Raw genomic sequence first — 22624 nt, 5'->3', positions numbered from 1 at the left:
TGACATACCATCGACAACCGTGCCCGACGCTCTGACAACTTCCGTCTCCGATCCCGAAGCCACTTCGCCGCCTGCTCGCCAGGACCGGCGGAGTGAGTACCGGACCGCTCGTCTGATCGCCATCGTCACCGGCCTCATCGGGTTCGTGCTGGCGGTGGCCACCCCGTTCATGCCGGTGCAACAGACCACCGCAGCGGTGAACTGGCCGGAGAACGGCGTCGTCGGCGACCTCGAGGCACCGCTGGTGTCGCAGGTCCCGATCGACATGTCGGCGTCGATCCCGTGTTCGGCGGTGGCCGGGCTTCCCCCGCAGGGCGGAATCCTGCTGGCCACGGCCCCCGCGCAGGGCGAGGGTGCAGCGCTCAACGCGATGTTCGTGCGGGTGTCGGACAAGTCCGTGGACGTGCTCGACCGCAACGTCACCATCGCCACGGCGCCCCGCGCACAGGTGCAGTCGGGCGCCTGTAGCGAGATCCGCATCACATCGAACATCGACGCGACGTCCGCCGAGTTCGTGGGCCTGACGACCCCGACCGGCGACCCGATCGCCGGTTCCCTCACCGGTGACCTCCGCCCGCAGGTGGTGGGCGTGTTCAGCGACCTCCGCGACGGGGCGGCGCCGGCAGGTCTGTCGTTCACGATGAACGTGGACTCCCGGTTCTCGTCGAGCCCCACGCTGATCAAGCTCGTCGCCATGATCGTGGCTCTCCTCGCCACGGCGATCGCCCTGGTCGCCCTCGGCCGCCTCGACGGCACGGACGGGCGCGGGCACCGCAACTTCCTGCCGTCGCACTGGTGGAAGTTCACCGGACTCGACACGATCGTCGTGGGCACGCTGGTGCTGTGGCACTTCATCGGCGCGAACACCTCCGACGACGGCTATCTGCTCACCATGGCCCGGGTCTCCGACCACGCCGGCTACATGGCCAACTACTTCCGCTGGTTCGGCGTCCCCGAGGCGCCGTTCGGCTGGTATTACGACGTCCTCGCGGCGATGGCCAAGATCTCGACGGCCAGCCCGTTCATGCGACTGCCCGCCCTGATCGCCGGGATCCTGTGCTGGATGGTGATCAGCCGGGAGGTCGCTCCGCGCCTCGGCCGGTCGGTCCGGCGCAACAAGGTGGCGCTGTGGACCGGCGGACTCGTGTTCCTCGCGTTCTGGCTGCCCTACAACAACGGTCTGCGGCCCGAGCCCATCGTGGCGCTCGGCGCCCTGCTCACGTGGTGCTCCATCGAGCGTTCCATCGCGACCGGACGTCTCCTTCCCGCGGCCGTCGCCGTCCTGATCGGCGCGTTCACTCTCGCGGCCGCCCCGACGGGTCTGATGTGTGTGGCCGCCCTGCTCGCCGGCGCCCGCCCGCTCGTCCGGATCGTCGTCAAACGCCACCGCCAGGTGGGGACGCTGCCGCTGCTGGCGCCAATCGCGGCGGCGGGCACGATCGTCCTCGTGGTCGTGTTCGCCGACCAGACCATCGCCGCGGTGATGGAGGCCACCAGGGTCCGCACCCTGATCGGCCCGAACCTCGAGTGGTACAAGGACTTCCTGCGCTACTACTACCTGTTCGTCCCGACCGTCGACGGTTCCGTGGCCCGCCGCTTCGCGTTCCTGACGATGATCCTGTGCCTGCTGACGACGCTGTTCATCCTGTTGCGCCGCAGGCGTATTCCCGGTGCCGCCACCGGACCGTCGTGGCGCCTGCTCGGTGTCGTGTTCGGCACGATCTTCTTCATGATGTTCAACCCCACCAAGTGGACCCATCACTTCGGTGCGTACGCGGGCATCGCCGGTTCGCTGGCCGCGCTGACCGCTGTCGCGGTGTCGGCGTCCGCGCTACGGTCGCGCCGCAACCGGACGATCTTCCTGGCCGGACTGCTGCTCATGCTGGCGTTGACGTTCGCGGGCATCAACGGCTACTGGTATGTCTCGAGCTACGGCGTGCCGTGGTTCGACAAGACCGTCTCCATCGGCGGACGCCAGTCCAACACGTTCTTCCTCGTCCTGTTCGGGCTGGCCGTCGCCCTGGCCGCCTGGCAGTACCTGCGTGAGGGATTCGCCGCGCCACCCGTCCGCGCCAACACCGAGAAGGGCAGGCGGATCAGGAAATTCGCGGCCGCCCCGCTCACCGTCGTCGCCGGCATCATGGTGCTGTTCGAAGTCCTCTCCCTCCTCAAGGGCGCCGTCTCCCAGTACCCGGCGTACTCGCTCGCCCGCTCCAACTTCGACTCCCTCACCGGACAGACGTGCGGGCTCGCCGAGGACGTCCTCGTCGAAGGCGACACCAACGGCGGAAACCTCACTCCCATCAACGATCCCGCGCAGCCGCTCGCGAACCCCGCCGACCCGCTCGGCGGAGCGAACCCCGTCGGATTCTCGCCCAACGGGGTGCCGTCCGACCTGACCGCCGACTACGTCGAGGTCAAGCAGGGCATGGGCAACACCGACAACCAGAGCGTCGGGCCCAGCTTCGAGACCGGATCGAGCGCCGGAACCAGCGGCGGCACCGGAAATGTCGGCGTCAACGGCAGCACCGCCAAGCTGCCGTTCGGACTCAACCCGGCCACGACACCCGTCATGGGCAGCTATCAGGAAGGCGTGCAGGAGCCGGCGACGCTGTCGTCCAGCTGGTACGCCCTCCCCGAACGCAGCGACGACACCCCGCTGATCGTCATGTCCGCCGCGGGCCGCATCTGGTCGGTCGACGCAACCGGCGCCCTCACCTACGGTCAGTCGCTGCTGCTCGAATACGGCAAGCGTCAGCCCGACGGCACCGTCCAGGCCCAGGGCACCTACCTGCCCAAGGACATCGGGCCCGCACCGTCGTGGCGCAACCTGCGCGTGCCGATCAGCGAACTGTCCCCCGACGCCGACTCCGTGCGGATCGTCGCCAACGACCCCAACCTCACCGGCGATCAGTGGCTGGCGTTCACCCCGCCGCGGGTTCCGAAGCTCGAGACCCTCAACTCGACGATCGGCAGCTCGCAGCCCGTGCTGCTGGACTGGGCCGTCGGACTGCAGTTCCCGTGCCAGCGCCCGTTCGACCACCAGTACGGTGTCGCGGAGATGCCGAACTACCGCATCCTCCCCGACCGTCCGCTGGCCGTCAGCTCCACCGACACCTGGCAGTCCGCGGAGAACGGTGGCCCCCTCGGCTTCACCGAACTGCTCGCCAGCGCCACCGCCATCCCCACCTACATGCGGGACGACTGGGGACGCGACTGGGGCTCCCTCGAGCGCTTCGACCGGTACTACCCGGACGCCACCGCGGCCACCGTCGACACCGAGACCGCCACCCGGTCCGGACTGTGGAAGCCGGGCACTCTGCGGGTGTACCCCACCCCGTAGCGGTCTCCGGGAGGCGGAGTTGTCCACAACTTTCCGTCCATCCACAGGCCAATTTCCGACCTGGGCTTTTCGGCCGCGGATCCCTGCGCCCGGGGCAGGCTCAGACCCATGCGAACCGAAAGCTGGGCCGAAGACCTCCCCGGGACAACCGCTGCCGGCCGCGACGGAGTGGTCCGAGCGGCTGCCCTGGAACGGCTGGGCGTCGCCAAGGGCACCATCGCCGCGCGCTGCCGCGACGGTGGTCCCTGGCAGCGGATCCTCCCCGGCGTCGTCCTCCTGCACGACGGGCCACCGACAACGCTGCAGCGCAACCTGGCGGCGCTCGAATACGGCGGCCCGGACGCGCTCCTGTCGGGTCACGCCGCGCTGGCCGCGCTCGGCTACCCAGCGTCACCGCCCCGGAACGACGTGCTGCTGCTCATCCCGTCCACCCGGCATCGCCGGGACTGGTCGTACGTGAAGGTCGAGCGGACGCGGCACCTGCCCGCACCCGTCCACCGGGGGCTCCTGCGCCTCGCTCCGCCGCGGCGCAGCCTTCTCGACGCCGGACGTCGCACGCTCACGGCCGAGGCCTGTCACGCGCTCCTGACCGAGGGAATCCGGCGTGGCGACGTGACGATAGACGAACTGGTCCGCGAAATCGCACACGGCAGCGACCGCGGAAGCCACCTGCCGCGGGCAGTCCTGCGTGAACTGACCGAAGACGCGCATTCCGCCGTCCGGGTCCACGCGCAGAATGTGTATGCGACGAGCGGGCTTCCGCCGATGCGGCACGACGTGGACGTGCTGTCCGCGGCCGGGCTGTGGGTCGCCCGGCCCGACGGCTGGCTCGACGACGTCGCCGTCGCCTGGGAGATCGACTCGCCGAAGTACCACTTCTCACCCGAACTGCACGAGGCGACGAGGCAGCGGCGGGCACGGATGCAACGTGAGGGAATCGTCGTCGTGACACACCTGCCGGAGCAGATCCGGGGCGACCCGTCGACCGTTCTCGCCGACCTGCGCGCTGCGTACACGCTGGCCGCGTCGCGCCCCCGGCCGCCGGTGTTCGTGCACACCGAAACGCACCTGCGGTCGGCATGACCGCCGACCGCAGGTGCGGGAACGAACTACAGCGGCATCAGGTCGTGCTTGCGCGGATTACGCTGCACCGTCTTGTCGCGCAGCATCGTCAGCGCCTTGCGGATCTCGAGCCGGGTGGTGGCGGGCTCGATGACGGCGTCGATGTATCCGCGCTCCGCGGCGATGTACGGCGTCGCGATGTTCTCGTTGTAGAAGTTGATCAACTGCCGGCGGACGGCGGGCGCGTTCTCGCCCGCGGCCTCGATCTGCCTGCGACCGATCAGGTCGACAGCGCCCTCGGCGCCCATCACCGCGATGCGGGCGGTCGGCCACGCGAAGTTGATGTCGGCGCCCAACTGCTTCGAGCCCATGACGGCGTAGGCGCCGCCGTAGGCCTTGCGGATCACGACGGTCACCTTCGGCACGGTCGCCGTCACGAACGCGAAGATGAACCGGCCACCGCGCTTGATGACACCGATCCGCTCCTGCTCGAGCCCGGGAAGGAATCCCGGGGTGTCGACCGCGAACACCAGCGGGATGTCGAAGGCGTCACAGATGCGGATGAAATGCGCGGCCTTGTCCGAGGCCTGCGCGTCCAGCGCACCCGCCGCGACCAGCGGCTGGTTCGCGATCACCCCGACCGTGCGGCCGTCGACGCGGGCGAAGCCGGTGATGATGTTCAGCGCCACCTGCCCGCCGATCTCGTGGAACTCGCCGTCGTCGAAGATCCGCAGCAGGATGTCGTGCATGTCGTAGCCGGCGTTGTCGGCGTCCGGGATGAACGTGTCCAGATCGCGGTCGGAGTCCGTGATCTCCGGTTCGAGACCCGGATTGACGACCGGCGGCTTCTCCATGCAACTCGACGGCAGGAAGCTCAGGTACTTGCGCACCCACTCGAACGCGGCCTTCTCGTCGGGCGCCACATGGTGCAGGTTGCCGTACTGGGCCTGATTCCGGGCACCACCGAGTTCGTCGAGGCTGACGTCCTCGCCGGTGATCTTCCGGACCACCTCGGGCCCGGTGACGAACATGTACGACTCCTCGGTGGCCACCAGGACGTCCGTGTTGATCGGCGCGTACACCGCACCGCCTGCGCACTTGCCGAGAATCATCGAGATCTGCGGGCACATGCCCGACAGCGGCTCCTGCCGACGGCCCAGCTCCGCGTACCAGGCCAGCGACGTCACCGCGTCCTGCACCCGGGCTCCGCCGGAGTCGTTGATGCCGACACACGGGCAGCCGATCTTCGCGGCGAACTCCATGATCGCGGCGACCTTGCGGCCGAACATCTCGCCGACCGAACCACCGAACACGGTCTGATCGTGCGAGAACACCGCGACCGGGCGTCCCTCGACGGTCCCGTGGCCGGTGACGACGCCGTCGCTGTACAGCGCATTCGGGTCACCGGGCTGGCGCATCAGACCGCCGACCTCGATGAAACTCCCCGGGTCCAGGAGCATGTCGATACGTTCGCGTGCGCTCGGAATACCCTTCTTCGCGCGCTTGGCAATAGCCTGCTCGCCCGCGGGTTCCTTTGCCGTTTCCAGCTTTTCGCGCAGTTCGGCAAGCTTCTCTGCGGTCGTGGTGGTCATTGATGCGCTCCGGTTCCGGCGGCCTGGATCGCCGCCAGCTTCTTGGTGAGGTCGGCACCGACCTTCGCGATGTACGGCTCGTCGACGATCTGGATGTGATCGCCGCCCACGTGGATGATCTCCAGGTTCTTCACCGCGTCGCCCCAGCCGCCGTCCGGCTTCCGGGTCTTGAACGCGGGCTCCAGGTTCATCACGTCGTCGTGGTAGCGGTCGGCCATGTACAGGACGACGTCGCCGTCGTACTGCTCGAGCTCGGCGGTCTGGATGGCCCGGTTGTCGAGCCACGACGTGCGCTGGTGCTCGATGATTCCGCCCGGAATCTTGGTGCCACTCAGCTTGAGCAGTTCCGTCAGGATCTTGATCTGCTCTTCGTCGCTCTCCGCCGCCGCGAGCTTGTCGTACGGCAGCGGGTAGTCGACGTTGTACGTCTTCTTCGCGAACGCCGCGTACCGCTGCCAGCGCTTACGGATCTCGTCGGGAGTGTCCTCCACCTTTTCCCCGGCCATGACCGTGTCGATCAAGCCGACGATCCGGACGTCCGCACCCGACTCGCGCAGCAGCTTCGCCACCGCGTACGCCAGCACACCGCCCAGCGACCAGCCGTACAGCACGTACGGTCCGTCGCCCTGGATCTCGCGGATCAACGGCAGGTACTCCGCCGCGCGGACATCGATCGGCCCCTCGGTGCGCTCGAACCCGTACATCGGCGTGCCCTCGGGCAGACGCTTCAGCAGCGGCTCGTACGCGACGGTCGACCCGCCTGCCGGGTGGAACACGAACACCGGGACGGCGTCGGATCCCTCCGGGCGAGCCCGCAGCGCGCGGACCAGCCCGTCGATCTTGCCGGAATCCTCGAGGAAGCCGCGCACCACATTGGCCAGTTCCTCGATGGTGGTGGAATCGAGGACGTCGTCGAACGTGATCTCACCGTTCGCGCGCTCCGACAGCCGTGCCGCCAGCTTCTCCGCCGTCTCGTCGTTCAGGATCGGCAGCGTGTTGAAGATGCCCTTGGCGGACTCGCCGGTGACGACGGCCCACGTGGCGAACGTCAGACGTTCGGCGGCGTCGCGCGGCGGAACGTCGGTGCCGGTCGCCTCGGCGAACGCTTCCTTGCTGTCCACGGCGGTTTCCTCGGGCGCAGCCTCCGGGACAGGGGTGGCCGCGATGATCGCCTCGGCCTCCGCCTCCACGGACGTGTCCTCGGCGTCGAGCGGGGCCGCGGCGCCCTGGGAGTCACGAGCGGCCTCCGCATCACGGTCGGCCTCCCCGGCCTCCGCGGCCTCCTCGGCTTCCTTCTCGGCCTTCTGCTTGTCGGCGAGGGCCTGCACCTCTTCGCGGTTCTCGACCGCGTAGCGCAGGTACTTGCCGACCTCCATCAGGTTCGCGTCACGGACCGCCTGCAGCTGCAGCTGCGGGATGTCGAACTCGTACTCGACGCGGTTCTTGATGCGGACGGCCATCAGCGAATCGAGTCCCAGCTCGATCAGCGGGATCTCGGCGGGCAGGTCCTCCGGGGCGTAACCCATGGACTCGGCGACGATCAGCGCGAGACGGTCTTCGAGCGTCTGCGAACCGTTCGGGTCCCACTTCTCGCCGATGTCCTCGACGACCTCGGGCAGCTCCTCCACCGGCGACGTCGTCTGCACCGGCGCCGCACCAACATTCCCCGTCGCTTGGCTCGCCCCGACAACCGGTTCAGGCAATGCCTCACCGGACGTGACGGCGGCGTCGAACAGCAGCGTGAAACTCGCACCGCTCTTCGCGTGCACCTGCAGCGACGCGCCACCCGGATGCGGGTTGAGCGTGGTGGTGAGCGTTCCCTCGGCGGGCGCGTCGGCGTGCAGGACGGACGCGGCGAGCGTCACGTCCGACAGCACCTGCGACGCGGCGGCGGTGACCAGGGCGGGCAGGTCGGTGACCGCGCCGGCCTGGACCTCCCATACGTGGCGGCCGTCGGGCAGCGACACGTGCGCACCCGGAACACGGGTGTTGCCGCTCGAGTCGATCCGGGTCTCCACCCAGTACGGCTTGCGGATCCACGCGGTGCGCGGAACGGCCGCGAAGTCGCCCTCGGGCAGCAGCGAGGACAGGTCGACGGCGTGCCCGTGGACGTAAAGCTGTGCGAGCGCGGCGAGGACACCGAGCGGCTCGTCCTCCTTGCGCTTGAGCGTCTGGATGAGCTGCATGTCGTGCAGGCCGGCGTCGAACGCGGTGGCGGCCACGGACATCAGGGCCACCGGGTTGGGCGCCAGTTCCACGAACGTGGTGTGCCCGCTGCCGACGGCGAGGCGGACGGCGTTGGTGAAGTACACGCTGTGGCGCAGACCCTTGGTCCAGTACTCCTCGCGGTGGATCGGCTCGTGGCCTGCGCGGTAGTAGGTGTCCTGGTCGACGGACGAGTACACGCCCAGCTTCAGCTTGGTCGGTTCGATGCCCGCCAGTTCCGCGGCCAGCTCGCCCAGCAGCGGGTCGACCTGAGAGGTGTGGCTGGCGCCCTTCGTCTTGAGGACGCGGGCCATCTTCTCCTCGCCCTCGGCCCGCGCGACGATGGCGTTGACCTCAGGCTCCGGGCCGCCGATGACGGTGTGCGTCGGGGCCGCGTACACGCAGACCTCGAGGTGCGGGAAATCGGTGAAAACGGTCTCGATCTCGGATGCGCTGTACTCGACGAGCGCCATCAGACGGATGTCGTCGCCCTCGAGCGTTGCCTCGGCCTCGCCCATAAGGCGGGACCGGGCGCAGATCACCCGGACCGCATCCTCGAGCGGCAGGCCACCCGAGATGTATGCGGCAGCGGCCTCGCCCATCGAGTGTCCGACGACGGCCTCGGCCTCGGCGCCGTGGTGACGCAGCAGGGCAGCCAGACCGATCTGGATGGTGAAGATGCCGACCTGCGACGTCTCGACGTCGTAGTCGATCGCGTCGTCGAGGAACTTCTCCTTCATGGAGTAGCCGGCCTCGTCCTCGATCAGCGCGTCGACCTCGTCGATGGCCGCGGCGAACACCGGGTTCTCCAGGTACAGCTGCTTGGCCATCTTGCGGTGCTGCGAACCGAAGCCCGACAGAACCCAGACGGCGCCCTTCGACGACGGCGAGTCCGCGGTGAACACACCCTGCCCGGGCTTGCCTGCGGCGACGGCGCGCAGACCGGTGACGGCCTCCGATCGGGTCTTCGCCAGGACGACGGCCCGCGAGCGCCCGTGGTTGCGGCGCGCGAGAGCGCGGGCGACGTCGGCGAGCGGGGTGGTGCTGCCCTCTTCCGTTTCCAGCCAGTCGGCCAGATCGGCGGCGGCCCGGCGACGGCGCGACGGCAGCGCACCGGACACCGCGAGGACGACCGTCGGCTCGGTCTCGGCCACCGCTACCTCGGCGGGCACGACCGTGTCGGCGGGCTCGGCGGTGTCGTCGACGGCAGGCCCGGTGTACTCGCGCACCACGACGTGGGCGTTGGTGCCACCGAAACCGAATCCGGATACACCGGCGACGGCCGCGCCCGTGTAGCGCGGCCACGCCGCACCCTCGGGAATGACCTGCAGGTGCGCCTTGTCGAACGCGATGTACGGGTTGGGTCCGGCGAAGTTCAGCGTCGGGGGAAGTGTGTCCTCCCGCATCGACAGCACGACCTTGATCAGACCCGCGGCGCCCGCGGCGGCCTCGAGGTGACCGAAGTTGGTCTTGGCCGAGCCGAGCAGGGCGGGCTTGTCGTCGGCGCGTCCACGACCGACGACGCGTCCGAGCGCGTCCGCCTCGATGGGATCGCCGAGGATGGTGCCGGTGCCGTGCGCCTCGATGTAGTCGACGCCTGCCGGGTTGATGCCCGCGTCCCGGTAGGCGTGCCGCAGGACGTCGGCCTGCGCGTCCGGGTTCGGGGCCGCGAGACCGTTGGAACGGCCGTCCTGGTTGACGGCGCTACCGGCGATGACGGCGAAGATCTCGTCGCCGTCACGCTCGGCGTCCTCGAGGCGCTTCAGGACGACGAGACCGCCGCCCTCCGCGCGGATCATGCCGTCGGCGTCGGAGGAGAACGCCTTGATGCGGCCGTTGGGGGCCATCACACCCAGCTGGTCGAAGCCCAGCGTGGCGGGCGGCGCGACGAGCATGTTGACGCCGCCGGCGAGCGCGAGGTCCGACTCACCGGTCCGCAGCGAGCGCACCGCCTGGTGCACCGCGACGAGCGAGGACGAGCAGGCCGTGTCGAGAGCGATGGACGGTCCGCGGAAGTCGTAGAAGTACGACACCCGGTTGGCGACGATGGACGTCGACGTACCGGTCAGCGCGTACGGGTGCGCGTGGACGGGGTCGCTGACGGCGAGCAACTGGTAGTCGTTCGCCGAGCTGCCGATGAACACACCGACCTGCTCGCCCTTGAGGTCGCTGGCCGGGATGCGGGCGTGCTCGAGTGCCTCCCACGTCAGTTCCATCGCGAGGCGCTGCTGCGGGTCGACGTTCGCGACCTCCAGCGGGGACATCGCGAAGAACTCCGCGTCGAACGTCTTCACGTCGTCGAGGTAGCCGCCCTGCGTGTTGGCCTTCTCCACGGCGGCCTTGATCTGCGGGTCGGAGGTGAACTCCTCCCAGCGGCCCTCGGGCAGGTCGGAGATGCCGTCGCGGCCCTCCGCGAGCATCTGCCACATCTCGGCGGGAGTCGTGCCCGCACCCGGGAAGCGTGCGGCCAGGCCCACGATCGCGATGTCGTGCGCGTCCGACGTCGGCGCCGACGCGTAGTAGGCGGCGTCGGCGGAGTCGTCGGGCTGCTCGGGTTCGCCCTCGATGATCCGGGTGGCGAGCGACGCAATGGTGGGGTGCTGATAGGCGACCGTCGCGGTGAGCGTGACTCCGACCAGTTCTTCGATCTCGCCGCTGAGTGCGACGGCGTCACGCGACGACAGACCGAACTCTTCCATCGGGCGGTCGTCGGTGATCTGACCGACCGGTTGCCCGGTTGCGTCGGCAATCCAGTTGCGCAGCCAGTCGCGCAGCTGCGCGACCGTCATGTCACCTGTGCTGCCGGTGACATTCCCCGTCGCTTCGCTCGCCCCGACCCGGTCATCATCTTTTTCAGCCATCAACTCACCAAGCTACCCGTCAGGAAGTGGACTATTCGGAAACGCTATCGGGGAAGGCCGTCTGCGTGTATCCGCCGCGCAGGGTGCCTTCGATGTAGCTCGCCTTGCACGCCCGGCGGGCGATCTTGCCGCTCGACGTGCGAGGAATCGAGCCCGCGGGCACCAGCAGGATGTCGCGCGCCGTGACCCCGTGCCTGGTCGACAGCGCGGCCCGCACCGTGTCGGCGACGGGCTGCGGGTCGGCCTTGCCGGCACCCGGTGCGCGTTCGGCCACGATCACGAGCTGCTCGGAGGAGTCGTCCGCGTCGTAATTCAGACCCGAGTGCGTGTTCTCGAACACGACGGCCGGCAGCTGGTTGGCAGGGACCGCGAACGCGGCCACGAAGCCGGGGCGCAGCGCGGTGCTCGCCTCCTGCGCCGAGAACTCGAGGTCCTGCGGGTAATGGTTGCGCCCGTCGACGATCACGAGGTCCTTGACGCGGCCTGTGATGAACAGCTCACCGTCGATGTACACGCCGTAGTCGCCGGTGCGCATCCAGTTGGCGTCCGCGGACGTACCCTCCGCGTGGCTGCCCTCGGCGAGCCGGTTGGTGAGCTTGTTGTGGAACGTCTCCGCGGTCTCGTCGGTGCGTCCCCAGTAGCCGATGCCGATGTTCTCGCCGTGCAGCCAGATCTCACCGACCCGGTCGTCGGGCTGCTCGATGCGCGACTCCGGGTCGACGATGGCGGCCCACTGGCTGCGCGCGACGTAACCGCAGGACACCTGCGGGATGGCGTTCTCGGCGTCCTGGTCCACCTTCACGACGCGACCGGCGTTGAGTTCGTCGCGATCGACGTAGATGACGCGGGCCTCGTCCGAGTGCCGGGTGGAGGACACGAACAGCGTGGCCTCGGCCATGCCGTACGAGGGCTTGATCGCCGTCTTCGGCAGGCCGTACGGCGCGAACGCCTCGTTGAACTTGCGCATCGACGACGTGGTGACCGGTTCGCTGCCGTTGATGAGGCCGATCACGTTGCTCAGGTCGAGGCTCTCGCCGTTCTTCGGCAGGCCGCGGGCGGCAGCGTGCTCGAACGCGAAGTTGGGTGCGGCCGCGAACGTACCTGCGCCGTCCGACACCGCGGCCAGTTCCTTGATCCACCGGTACGGCCGCTGCACGAACGCGCGCGGACTCATGATGGTGATGTACTTGCCGCCGAGGGCGGGCAGGATGACGGTCAGCAGCCCCATGTCGTGGAACAGCGGCAGCCAGGTGACGCCGCGTGAGTTCTCGTTCAGCTCGATGGAGTCGACCATCTGCAGCGCGTTCGTGCCGACGGCGCGGTGCGTGATCTCCACACCGGCGGGCACCCGGGTCGAGCCGGACGTGTACTGCAGGTACGCGATGTCGTCGAGATCGATCTCGGGGCGCACCCAGGACTCGCCGACGCTGTCGGGGATGGCGTCGACGGCGATGATCCGGGGGCGTTCGGCGGCGGGGAGGGACCGGAAGAACTGTCGAACACCCGCGGCGGAGGAGGTGGCCGTGAGGATGGCGGCAGGCTTGCAGTCACCGAGGACGGCGTGCAGACGGTCGGTGTGGCCGGGTTCGTCGGGGTCGAACAGCGGCACCGAAATCGTTCCGGCGTGGATGGCGGCGAAGAAGGAGATGACGTAGTCGAGACCCTGCGGCGCCAGGACCGCGACACGGTCGCCGGGCTTGGTGACCTGCTGGAGGCGCGCCGCGACGGCACGCAGCCGGTGGCCGAACTGTTCCCAGGTCAGCTCCTGCGCTTCGCCGTCTCTGTCCCGCGAATAGTCGATGTAGCGGTATGCCAGCTCGTCCGAGTTCTCCCGGGTGTGCCGCTGGACGTAGTCGACCAGCGTGCTTCCCGAGTCGAGCCTGATGTGGCCCGTCTCGTCGATAAAATCATCGAACTTCGCGTTCATTCCATCTCCTCCGAAGCGATCACACAGGCATGCCACCGGCATGACTGCGCCCCAGACTTCCTTCGCCGAATCGGATCTTGTAAAACTCGTGGGAAACGACGTAACACGCCACTCACCCGAATAAGTTCATCGATTCCAAACCATCGATATGTTACAGATTGGCATCGCCGCCCTCGGTACGCTGCGTCTACTCGCCCTTCAGTTGCGAGATGATCGGCGCGAACGCATCCATCTGTGTGGGGAACACACCGACGTAGGACATTGTCGTCTTTTCTCGCACCATACGGATCTGATCGGCGATCTCCTCGAAGCTGCCGATCGCGAGATACGGCGAGCTCAGGATGTCTTCGACGGACAGCTTGGTGTCGACCTCGATGTTGGGCGGGAAGCCCTGGTCGAGTGCGGCGAGCGCCATCTCGGCGGTCTGCTCACGGTCGTCGGTGATGACGATGGTGGTGATCGTCCAGTTCAGTTCGATGTCGTCGAACCGGTCACCGGCGGCCTCCCGGATCCGGTCGACGCGCTCCATCGTCTTCTCGAGCGTGACACCCGACAGGAGGAGCTTGCCTTCCTTGCTGGTCGGCGTCGCTACGGAGATGATGTCGGCGTACTTGGCGGCGAGCGCCAGCATCTTGGGGCCGCCGCCGCCGACGGCGATCGGGGGACGCGGACCCTGCCGCGGTCGCGGGCTGCCCGTCAGGCCCTTGATCTGGTAGTACTTGCCGTCGAAGTTGCACTCCTGGCCGCGCAGCAGCACGTCGAGAATCTGCAGGGTCTCCTCGAGCTTGGCGATCCGGACGCCCGGGCGCTCGTAGTCGATGCCGCCCTTGTCGAACTCTTCCTTCATCCAGCCTGCGCCGATGCCGAGTTCGAGGCGGCCACCCGACAGCACGTCGATGGTGGCGGCGTCCTTGGCGAGGATCGCCGGATGCCGGAAGCCGTTGGCGAGGACGGCAGTGCCGAGCCGGATCTTGTCCGTCGCGATCGCGAGCGCGCCGAGCGCGGCGATCGGCCCCACCTGGTTACCCAGGTGGTCCGGGATCATGAAGCTGTCGAACCCGAGTTCCTCGGCCTTCTGCGCAAGCTTGACGAACCGACGCGCGCCGCCCTCGTCCGCGTTGCCCTCTCCGCCTGCCGCGAATCGGAACTTACGCAACGAGCTGGCGTCGGAACTCATGAATAGCTTCTCCTGTGGTGTAACGCCCCCGTTCAGGACGTGAACATCGGTGGGTCGGGCACGGGTGGTGCAGCAACAGTGCAGCACTCTACCGGTGCCGGGAAACGCACACTACCGGCGAGTACGCGCCGCGGCCATCTGCTCGGGACGATTGACGGCACACCGACCACGGTGAACCCATCCGCCACAAAATCAACTGTGGGCCGGGGTCGGGGCGGCCTCTATCTTCTCGGCTGCCCATCCGGCGATCCACTGCGTGGCCGTCGTGCCGGAGTCGTCGACGACGTACGAGTTGTACATCGCGTGGACCGGGTTGTTGTTGTACTCGAGAAGACGCAGCCCGCTGCCGATCCAGTTGCTCGGCTTCAGCGCCTGCGCCGGCGCGTCGCAGATCCCGTCCGTGGGGGCGCAGATCTCGACCGCCCGGTCGGTGAGGTCACCGAAACCGCCGGGCCGCTGACCGGTCATCGTGATGCCCGGGATCTGCAGACCGGCCAGGGACAGTTCGGCGCCCACACCGGTGACCGGCTGCCCGACGTTCGTCGCTGCGGCCGGGTCGCGACGGCCATCGGCGATGAGCCCGACACCCAGCACCAGATCCGCCGGAACAGGGCCGTCACCTGCGCCGATGCTCGAAGCGACGTCGCCGGCGATGACCGCACCCTGGGAGAAGCCGGTGAGCAGGAAGCTGGTCAGCGGGCACTCGGCGTGCCGGCGGACCAGGATGTCGTTGGTGGCGGCGGTGCCGGCGCCGCGGCTGTTGTTGTACGACTGCTGCCCGTCCGGCGGGAACGCGACCGGGTTGGAGAACTGCGCGACGTACGGAACCGTGTACACGTCGGCGCGCGAGGACTCGAACTGCTCCTGCAGCGGACGCGACACGTTGAGCATCAGCGACGCCGGGTTGGCCGTCGGGTTGTACGGGTCGTCGGTGGCGCTGGACTCCCATGTGCCCGGGACGACGACCACCTGGACGTCGGGACAGCTCGCCGGCTGGGCATTGGGACGCTCGGGACCGGGCGGCGTCGGGATCGGTTTGGGCAGCCGCCCTGCGAGCAGATACCAGAGTGCGATCACTGCGACGAGAATCACCAGCAGGACCACGATCAGCACCAGCAGTTTGCGCAGGAGGCTGCTCTTCTTCTTCCGCGTTCCGCGCCCGGTCACCGACATCGGCGTCTACTTGCAGTAGGTCGCGTGTGCGACGTCCATGTAGGTCGTGGCGTTGGCGGTCGCCTGCTCCTGGGTCAGTTCCTTCCCCGCAGCGGACGCCTCGGTGCCGACCATCGCTGTGACGAACACCATCGCTTCGGCGTCGCTCTTGCCCTCGGCCTTGGCCTGGCAGATGAAGTCGGCGGTGCTCACGGCCATGGTGCCGTCGGCGGCGGGCTCGATGCCCTTGGCCTTCAGCGCGTCGAGGAACTTCTGGCCGTCGGCACTGACCGGGACCTCGCTGGGGCCGGGGAAGTCGCCCGGAACTTCCTCGGGCTGCGCCGGCGGCGCGGTGGCCGCCTCGCCGGGGCTCGTCACCGGTGCGGAGGCCGACGCGGAAGCGCTCGCGCTGGGTGCGGCGGACACCGAACTCTCGGCGGAACTGGACGCGGCCGCGGACGTCGTGGTCGCGCTGGTCGACGGGTTGGACGTCGCCGTGGAGTCGTCGCTACCGCACCCGACCAACAATCCGCTCGCTGCGACGGCGAGCGCGCCTACCGCGATCGACCGTCGGAAGGTGGTGCTGATACGTGAGTGCTGCGGCATCTATTTCCGTCCTTGCTTTCCAAGTCGTTGTCTCTCGACAGGGTACAGACGCAGATCGGGCGGAAACCTGGTCCGCCGGACCCGGCTCCGCCCGTTGCGCGTGAGATTTCTAGTACGGTGCGGCCATCAGTGAATCTCGGCCTTGTTGTCGATCACTGTGACGTAACCGGTCTGGAAGTTCTGCTGGACGCCACCGGGAATGGCGAACTTGTCGCTGATCGGGAACCCGAGCCGGCCGCCCTCGTAGCCTGCGCTCTTCCAGGCGTCGAAGATCGGTCCGTTCTCGACGGCCCAGGCGCCCGACAGCGGACTCCAGTAGATGTTGCCGCCCTCGAACTGGTTGAACCGGCCGCCGTCCTTGACGGGGATCTCGCTGGTCTTCGGGAATCCGAGCCAGCCGCCCTCGTAACCGAGTTCGGCGTACTTGCCCATGATCATTCCCTGCACGCGGTGGGTGCCGTTCACGGGACTGAAGTACATGGCGCCGATCTCGAAGCCCTGCACTGCGCCGTCCTTGCCGGGCGTGGGAACTTCCTCGGCCACCGGGTATCCGAGCGGTCCGGCCTCCCAGCCCTGCCGTGCCCACTCGTCCCGGATCGCGCCGCGGACGGCGTGCGCCCCGGTCTGCGGCGACCAGTAGACGGACCCGCGCTCGAAGTGGTTGAAGCGACCACGTCCGTCGGGGGTGGCCAGTTCGGGCGTCGTCGGGTAGCCGAGCGACCCGCCCGGACCGCCGGTCGCCTGGTAGACGCCACCGATGGCGCCGGCCACCGGCTGCGCGCCGGTGTCGGACTTGACGAAGATCCGGCCGTTGCGGAAGTCCTGGACCGTTCCGCCCGCGAGGCTGTACTCGGGGGTCAGGCAGTCGCCGATCCACGGGTTCGCGCCTGCGACACCGGCGATGGACCCACCGGTGGTGCACACCGGCTTCTCGGGTTCGACGTCGACGGCGCTGGCGAGCTGCGGCCACAGCTGGTGGAGTTCGAATTGCCAGTACGGCCACGAGTGCGTGCCGGACGGCCGGTAGTTGACCTGGGCGGGGATGCCCAGCTTGTTGAGCTTGGTCGCGAACGTCTGGGACGTGAGCCGGCTGAGGATCTCGAGCCCCATGCCCGCGTAATTGGTGCTGACGCCCGGGATTCCGGACGGCTGGTCGTACGGACCCGTGGTGCCGCTGCCGCTGGAGATGTACAGGCTGACGCCCTTGAGCTTGTCGGCCAGCAGGTAGGGGTCGTGTTCCTCCCACGCAGAGCTGGTCGGGGGCCCCCACATCGCGTCCGCGTCGAATCCGCCCGCATCGCTCATCGCGTAGGCGACGGCCTGCGGCATGCCGAGCGCCGTGGTGGTGAGCATGCCCGACAGCGACGCGGCGAACTTGAAGAATCCCTGGTTGCGGGCCGCGAGGAACATCGCGGACGTGCCGCCCATCGACAGTCCGACGACGCCGCGTGTCTTGGTGGTGCGCCAATCGCTTTCGAGGATCGGGGGCAGTTCCTTCGTGAGGAACGTCTCCCACTGGTAGTTCTGACCGTTGTCCTGGGCCACCCAGTCGGAGTAGAAGCTGGACTGGCCGCCGACCGGGAGGACGACGTTGATGTTCTTGTCGGCGAAGAACGATTCGGCGTCGGTCTCGAGCGTCCAGCCGTTTTCGTTGTCCTGCGCGCGGAGGCCGTCGAGCATGTAGACGGACGGGAACTTCTCCGTCGGCTTCGAGTTCCAGTCCCGCGCCAGCAGCATCTGCACCTGGATCGGCACACCCATCGACGGGGAGTTGATCCAGATCGCCACGCGACGGTCGGTGAGCCAGTCGACGTGATGGATCGTCGCGCCGCCCGGGGCCTGGGTGGCCACCGGGGCCTGCGCGGCGACTGGCGCAGCCGAGACGGTGGCGGTCTGGGTGAACCCGACCGCCACCGGCACCACGAGCACAGCGGCAAGCGAGGCGAGCGCGCGCCTTCGAACGTTTCCGGTCGACGAACGCTGACGTTCTGCCCTGAACAGGCCTACTCGCATGACGTTCACTCTCTCTCTGCGCGTCGAGGCCAACACGGAGCACGGCCTCGCGTTCCGGTTCTTTCTACACGCAAACAACAGACGAGTGGGAGTGCCGCGCTGTTACAGCTGGTGCAATTGTTACTTCCGAGCTACCCGATCGTGTTGCCGAGATCCCCGGCCAGATCGTGGATCTGCTGCTGCCAGTAGCGCCACGTGTGGATGCCGCGCGGCGGGAAGCTGTAGGTGACGTTCTTCGCGCCGAGGGTCGCCATCTTGACCTGGAAGGCACGCGTGTTCGCCAGCGACAGCGCCTCGAGGCTCGCACCGGTGCTCGCGTTGAACACGTCGATGACGCCGGTCGGTGCGGCTCCGCCGGGGGCGGGGATGCCGTTGGCGGCCGACACCCACAGGCGGGTGTTGTTGTCGCGAAGCTTGTTCGCGAACACGAACGGGTCGTTGCGCAGCCACGCCGGGTTCCACGGCGGGCCCCACATGGCGTCGACGTTGTAGCGGCCGGCGTCGAGCATCGCGACGCGGATCGCCTCACGCATGCCGGGAGCCGAGATGTTCAGGTAGCCCGACAGCGAGCCCGCGTAGTTGAACTGCTCCGGGTGGTAGGCGGCAAGCGTCAGGGCGGCGCTGCCACCCATCGACAGGCCGATGACGCCGTTGCGGGTGGACTGGAAGCCGAGGCGGTTCGCCAGTGCGTCGCGCAGTTCCTCGGTGAGGAACGTCTCCCACTTGTACGGGGTCTTCTGGCCGTTGAAGTTCGAGTTCGACAACCAGTCGGAGTAGAAGCTGGACTGTCCGCCGACCGGCTGGACGACGTTGATGTTCTGCGAGGCGAGGAACGGGCCCGCATCGGTGTTGACTTCCCAGCCGCTCAGGTCGTCCTGCGCGCGCAGGCCGTCGAGCAGGTAGACGACCCGGTTGGTGTTGCCGTCAGCGGCCCGCCAGATGCGGCTCTTGATCGGACCCATGGAGGAGTCGACCCAGAAGTCCTGCGCTGCGGGGTCGAAGGCTGCGGAGGCCGTTGCGCCGCCGCCCACCATGGTCACGCCCAGTGGCAGTGCGACCGCCAGAGCAATTGCGGCGGCGGTACGCCTGGCCCATCCGCTTGTTCTCGTCGAACCCCCAACTCGCATGAACTCGTCTTCCCTCCGCTTGATGCGTCTCGCGCCGCGGCCGCGGCAACCTCTCGATAACTCTCGTGAAAATCTCACGTACAGACGCCACCCGCGCAGCGCTCGCTGCGCGGGTGGCGTCTCGACGGGATCACCTTACTGACAAAAGGACCCGTTGTGCACTCCCGGGGGGAACGGATTCCGAGGTTTTCCTCTCACCCTCCGATCCGTGACCGTGCACTTCAGAACGCACGAGCGCCGCCCCGCCGGTGAGGCGGGGCGGCATTCGCCACGAATGTGGTGGCGTCTAGATCACCAGGCGCCCAGCGTGTCCAGGATCTGGCCGCGGGCCTTCCACAGCTCGGCACCCCAGTACGGCCACGAGTGCGTGCCGTTGGCCGGGAAGTCGAAGGTGGCCGGCACACCGAGGCTGGCCAGACGCACCTGGAAGGCGCGGGTGTTGGCCAGGGCGAGGGCCTCGAGGCCCATGCCGTTCGCGGTGTTGTAGTAGTCGATCGGCGCGCGCGGGTGATCGAATTCACCGGGCAGGCCGCTGGCGGCCGAGATGAACATCGACAGGCCGTTCAGGCGCGGCGCGAAGACGAACGGGTCGTTGCGCAGCCACGCCGGGTTCCACGGCGGGCCCCACATGGCGTCGACGTTGAAGCGGCCGGCGTCGAGCATCGCGACGCGGATCGCCTCACGCATGCCGGGAGCCGAGATGTTCAGGTAGCCGGACAGCGAACCGGCGAACTTGAACTGGTCGCGGTGGTACGCGGCGAGCGTCAGGGCGGCGCTGCCACCCATCGACAGGCCGAGGACGGCGTTGTTGGTGCGCGAGACACCGTAATTGGCCAGGAAGTCGGGCAGTTCCTGGGTCAGGAACGTCTCCCACTTGTAGGTGACGGGCTGACCGTTGAAGTTGCTCGCCGAGTACCAGTCCGAGTAGAAGCTGGACTCGCCGCCGACGGGCATGACCAGGGTCACGTTGTCGTTGCGGTACTGGTCGAACGCGTTGGTCTCGAAACTCCATGCGTTGCGGTCGTTGCGGGCGCGCAGTCCGTCGAGCAGGTACAGCGCCGAGCTACCGCCACGGGCCGCCCACTGGACCTGGACCTTGATCGGCCCCATGGAAGAGGGAACCCACAGTTCCTCGTAGCCACCGGCCGGCGCGGTCTTGGCGGGCCCCGCGTGCGTCGGTGCTGCTGCAGCAACGGCTCCACCAGCGATTCCTGCGCCTACAGGCAGTACCAGTGCGACGGCGCCGATGGCCATCGCACGCTGCTTGAGGCGCTGAGACAACCTCGGTCTGGCAAAACGCATGAATACTGCTCACTCTCTTCGTCTGCGGACTCCGCCAACTGGGCGGCTCCGGCGGATTCCGTCGGGGAACAGGCGACCTGCCGCCCCGGGCACGTGGCCGGGCCGGCAGCGGACCTCTTCCGAGTCACACTGCGCTTGGTGGACTGTATGTCACACGAACTTCCCTGACAAACGCTCGCGGAGCGCTTTTCGGGGAACTTCCAGACCACCGTCACGATGACTCATCATCGACGTACATCGTCGCCGACAGTTCCAGCGTTACACAAACGAGATCTGATGTTCCGACATCGAGATCTGGCCGGGACGCCCCGGTGACACAGGCCCCGCCCGGTACGCCCTATTTGGCCGGTTCCGGGAACGGCGGCTCGAGATTGCACCGCTGAATTTCATATGCGGGCACTCGCTCGATTCGATAACTCGCGAAATGCAGCGCATCCTTGAAATTCTGTTTGAATCGCGGCCATGTCAGTTCCGACCGGTACGACGTCAGCAGGTCCTGAGTCTCGGGGCACGTGAGCGCAACCCGCGCCTCGGTCACCCAATCCTCGTCGAGGAATCCGGGCATCCACGGGTGCTTGTCGATCATTCCCGTGTCCACCACGACCCAGTCGGGGTACAGAGCCTTGTCGTGCCCGATACGGCCGTCGTCCAACCGCTCGGTGTGCGCCGCAAGCGGGTAGGCGAGACCCATCTGGTCCAGCACCCGCACGTCGAGGCCGACGTTCATGCTCGTCATGCCGAGGTTCAGGAAGTACACGGTGTGGCCCGCTCCGTCCTCCGGGATCGGAAGGGGCGGTGGAACGACGAACCAGTACGTGTAGTCGGCGGACGGGATGAGCAGGCCGCCGTCAGGGGTGTCCGAAATGGTCTGGACCATCGCGCGCATGCGCGGATAGTCCAGGTAGTCGTCCGCGCGAATCGGGTGCGCATGACCGGTGTTGAGAACGTAGAAGGCGCGTTCGTCGACAATTCCGGAACGTCCGATAACGACACCTTCCGGCATTCCCGTCGTGTTCGACGCGAAAAATGCCCACACGACGGTGCCGACCCACAGGAAAGCCATTGCCAGGAAAATCGACGATTCCCTGTTACGCCCCCATGATGCGCGGTCCGGAATTCGCACCGGAATTACGGCGACAGGAACGATGAAACAGAACAGAACGGGGAGAAGAACGCGGCCGTGCATGAAGTCGCCGCCGACGCGCAACGAGTACAGACCGAGGATCAGCCCGCTCGCGAGAATGAAGACGACCACGGCATTCTGCGTGCGCAGCCCTCCGCGCAGGCGCGTCAGCCAATTCCCTTCGGTGTGACGAACACCATGCTCGATGTCCTTGTCCCGGCCGCGCCAGGCGATCACGGCGCCGGCGAACAGGAAGACCAGCGGCAGCCACAGCAGGTAAGGGCCGAGCAGGTTCCAGAGGTACGCGAAACCCTGCGACCACTTCGCGCCGCCGGCGTCCTTCGACACCGCGGTATTGGGGTACGGGAGGGCGTAGTAGCCCATGCGCCAGATCTGGTAGCCCACCGGGACGATGCCGGCGACGAACACCATCGCCACCCGCACCACCCACGTGAGGCCGGGCGCCAGGAAGATCATGGCCAGCGACAGCACACCCAGGATCGCCAGTTCGGGCCGCACGAGCGGGCCCATGCCGGCGACGAACGCGAGCGTCAGCACCGAAGTGGTGGACGGGGAGGCCGCCTGGCTCCACCGGACCAGCAGCAGCCAGAGCAGCGCGATCCAGAAGATGACGAGGCAGCTTTCGAGGCCCGACGTCGCGAAGTCGCGGGCCGGGGGCACCGCGATGTACACGAGCACACCGGCGGGCATCAGGAACAGCGTGCCGCCGCCGGCGAAGGATCCACCGCGGTACAGGCGTGCGGTGCCGAACATGGCGAGCACGATCGCCGCCGTGGACAGGATGAGCGCGATCGTCAGAACGACGTATTCGAGCCGGGCCTGGGACAGCCAGCTGAACGCGTAGACGATGTACGTCCACGCGGTGCTGGTGTTGGCCTCGACCCGCTCGCCCGAGTTGAAGACCGGACCGTTGCCCGCGAGCAGGTTCCGGACCGTGCGCAGCACGATCAGACCGTCGTCGGCAATCCATCGCCGCTCCCAGGCGCCCCAGAACATCAGGAGAGCCGAGACGGCCACACCCCCGAGGAAGACCACCCTCGAGAGGATGGCCTTCCGGTGGCGTTCGGTGGTCCGCTCCGCGGCGGCGCCCGATTCCTCGGCGTCGCCTACCAA

12 protein-coding genes are annotated in these 22624 nt (G+C 67.9%); 2 read left to right on the top strand and 10 right to left on the bottom strand.

What is annotated here, in order from left to right; genetic code table 11:
- The first annotated feature begins 19 nt into the window (after positions 1-19).
- On the top strand, positions 20-3343 hold the full coding sequence (locus JWS14_RS22245; RefSeq protein ID WP_206014373.1) for an arabinosyltransferase domain-containing protein: 3324 nt from the start codon (positions 20-22) through the stop codon (positions 3341-3343).
- Positions 3344-3451: 108 nt separating this feature from the next.
- Positions 3452-4426 carry a hypothetical protein gene (locus JWS14_RS22240; protein ID WP_206014372.1) on the top strand — a complete coding sequence of 325 codons (975 nt, stop codon included), beginning with the start codon at positions 3452-3454 and terminating at the stop codon, positions 4424-4426.
- Positions 4427-4452: 26 nt separating this feature from the next.
- Here the strand turns inward: JWS14_RS22240 and JWS14_RS22235 are convergent, their stop codons facing one another.
- The 10 genes from JWS14_RS22235 to JWS14_RS22190 all read right to left on the bottom strand — a co-directional run bounded on the left by JWS14_RS22235 (position 4453) and on the right by JWS14_RS22190 (position 22624).
- Positions 4453-5997, bottom strand: coding sequence for an acyl-CoA carboxylase subunit beta (locus tag JWS14_RS22235; protein ID WP_072938577.1), 1545 nt, complete (start codon positions 5995-5997; stop codon positions 4453-4455).
- Positions 5994-11063, bottom strand: coding sequence for a polyketide synthase Pks13 (gene pks13 / locus JWS14_RS22230; RefSeq protein WP_420855120.1), 5070 nt, complete (start codon positions 11061-11063; stop codon positions 5994-5996). The genes JWS14_RS22235 and pks13 overlap by 4 nt, the downstream gene beginning before the upstream one ends.
- 31 nt (positions 11064-11094) lie before the next feature.
- Positions 11095-12990 carry a long-chain-fatty-acid--AMP ligase FadD32 gene (gene fadD32 / locus JWS14_RS22225; RefSeq protein WP_072938582.1) on the bottom strand — a complete coding sequence of 632 codons (1896 nt, stop codon included), beginning with the start codon at positions 12988-12990 and terminating at the stop codon, positions 11095-11097.
- 187 nt (positions 12991-13177) lie between these two features.
- Entirely contained in the window at positions 13178-14167 is a 990-nt protein-coding gene (locus tag JWS14_RS22220) for an LLM class F420-dependent oxidoreductase (protein WP_009477140.1), read from the bottom strand.
- Between the two features lie 192 nt (positions 14168-14359).
- Positions 14360-15340 (bottom strand): cutinase family protein, encoded by a 981-nt coding sequence (locus tag JWS14_RS22215; RefSeq protein WP_074933804.1) that lies wholly within the window; start codon positions 15338-15340, stop codon positions 14360-14362.
- Positions 15341-15346: 6 nt separating this feature from the next.
- Entirely contained in the window at positions 15347-15925 is a 579-nt protein-coding gene (locus JWS14_RS22210; RefSeq protein WP_095862829.1) for a DUF732 domain-containing protein, read from the bottom strand.
- A 126-nt stretch (positions 15926-16051) separates the two neighbouring features.
- A complete protein-coding gene (locus tag JWS14_RS22205; RefSeq protein WP_206014371.1) occupies positions 16052-17938 on the bottom strand; it encodes an alpha/beta hydrolase-fold protein in 1887 nt (628 codons plus the stop codon).
- 131 nt (positions 17939-18069) lie between these two features.
- Complete coding sequence (locus tag JWS14_RS22200) at positions 18070-19065, bottom strand: alpha/beta hydrolase (RefSeq protein WP_083395667.1); 996 nt, start codon at positions 19063-19065, stop codon at positions 18070-18072.
- Between the two features lie 291 nt (positions 19066-19356).
- Positions 19357-20367: an alpha/beta hydrolase gene (locus JWS14_RS22195; RefSeq protein WP_072938600.1), complete on the bottom strand. Its 1011-nt coding sequence runs from the start codon at positions 20365-20367 to the stop codon at positions 19357-19359.
- Between the two features lie 337 nt (positions 20368-20704).
- Complete coding sequence (locus JWS14_RS22190) at positions 20705-22624, bottom strand: arabinofuranosyltransferase AftB family protein (RefSeq protein ID WP_095862828.1); 1920 nt, start codon at positions 22622-22624, stop codon at positions 20705-20707.

Source organism: Rhodococcus koreensis, assembly GCF_017068375.1.
Lineage (GTDB): Bacteria > Actinomycetota > Actinomycetes > Mycobacteriales > Mycobacteriaceae > Rhodococcus_F > Rhodococcus_F koreensis.
Note: the sequence above shows the minus strand (reverse complement) of the source record. Positions and strands in the feature narration are given on the sequence as shown.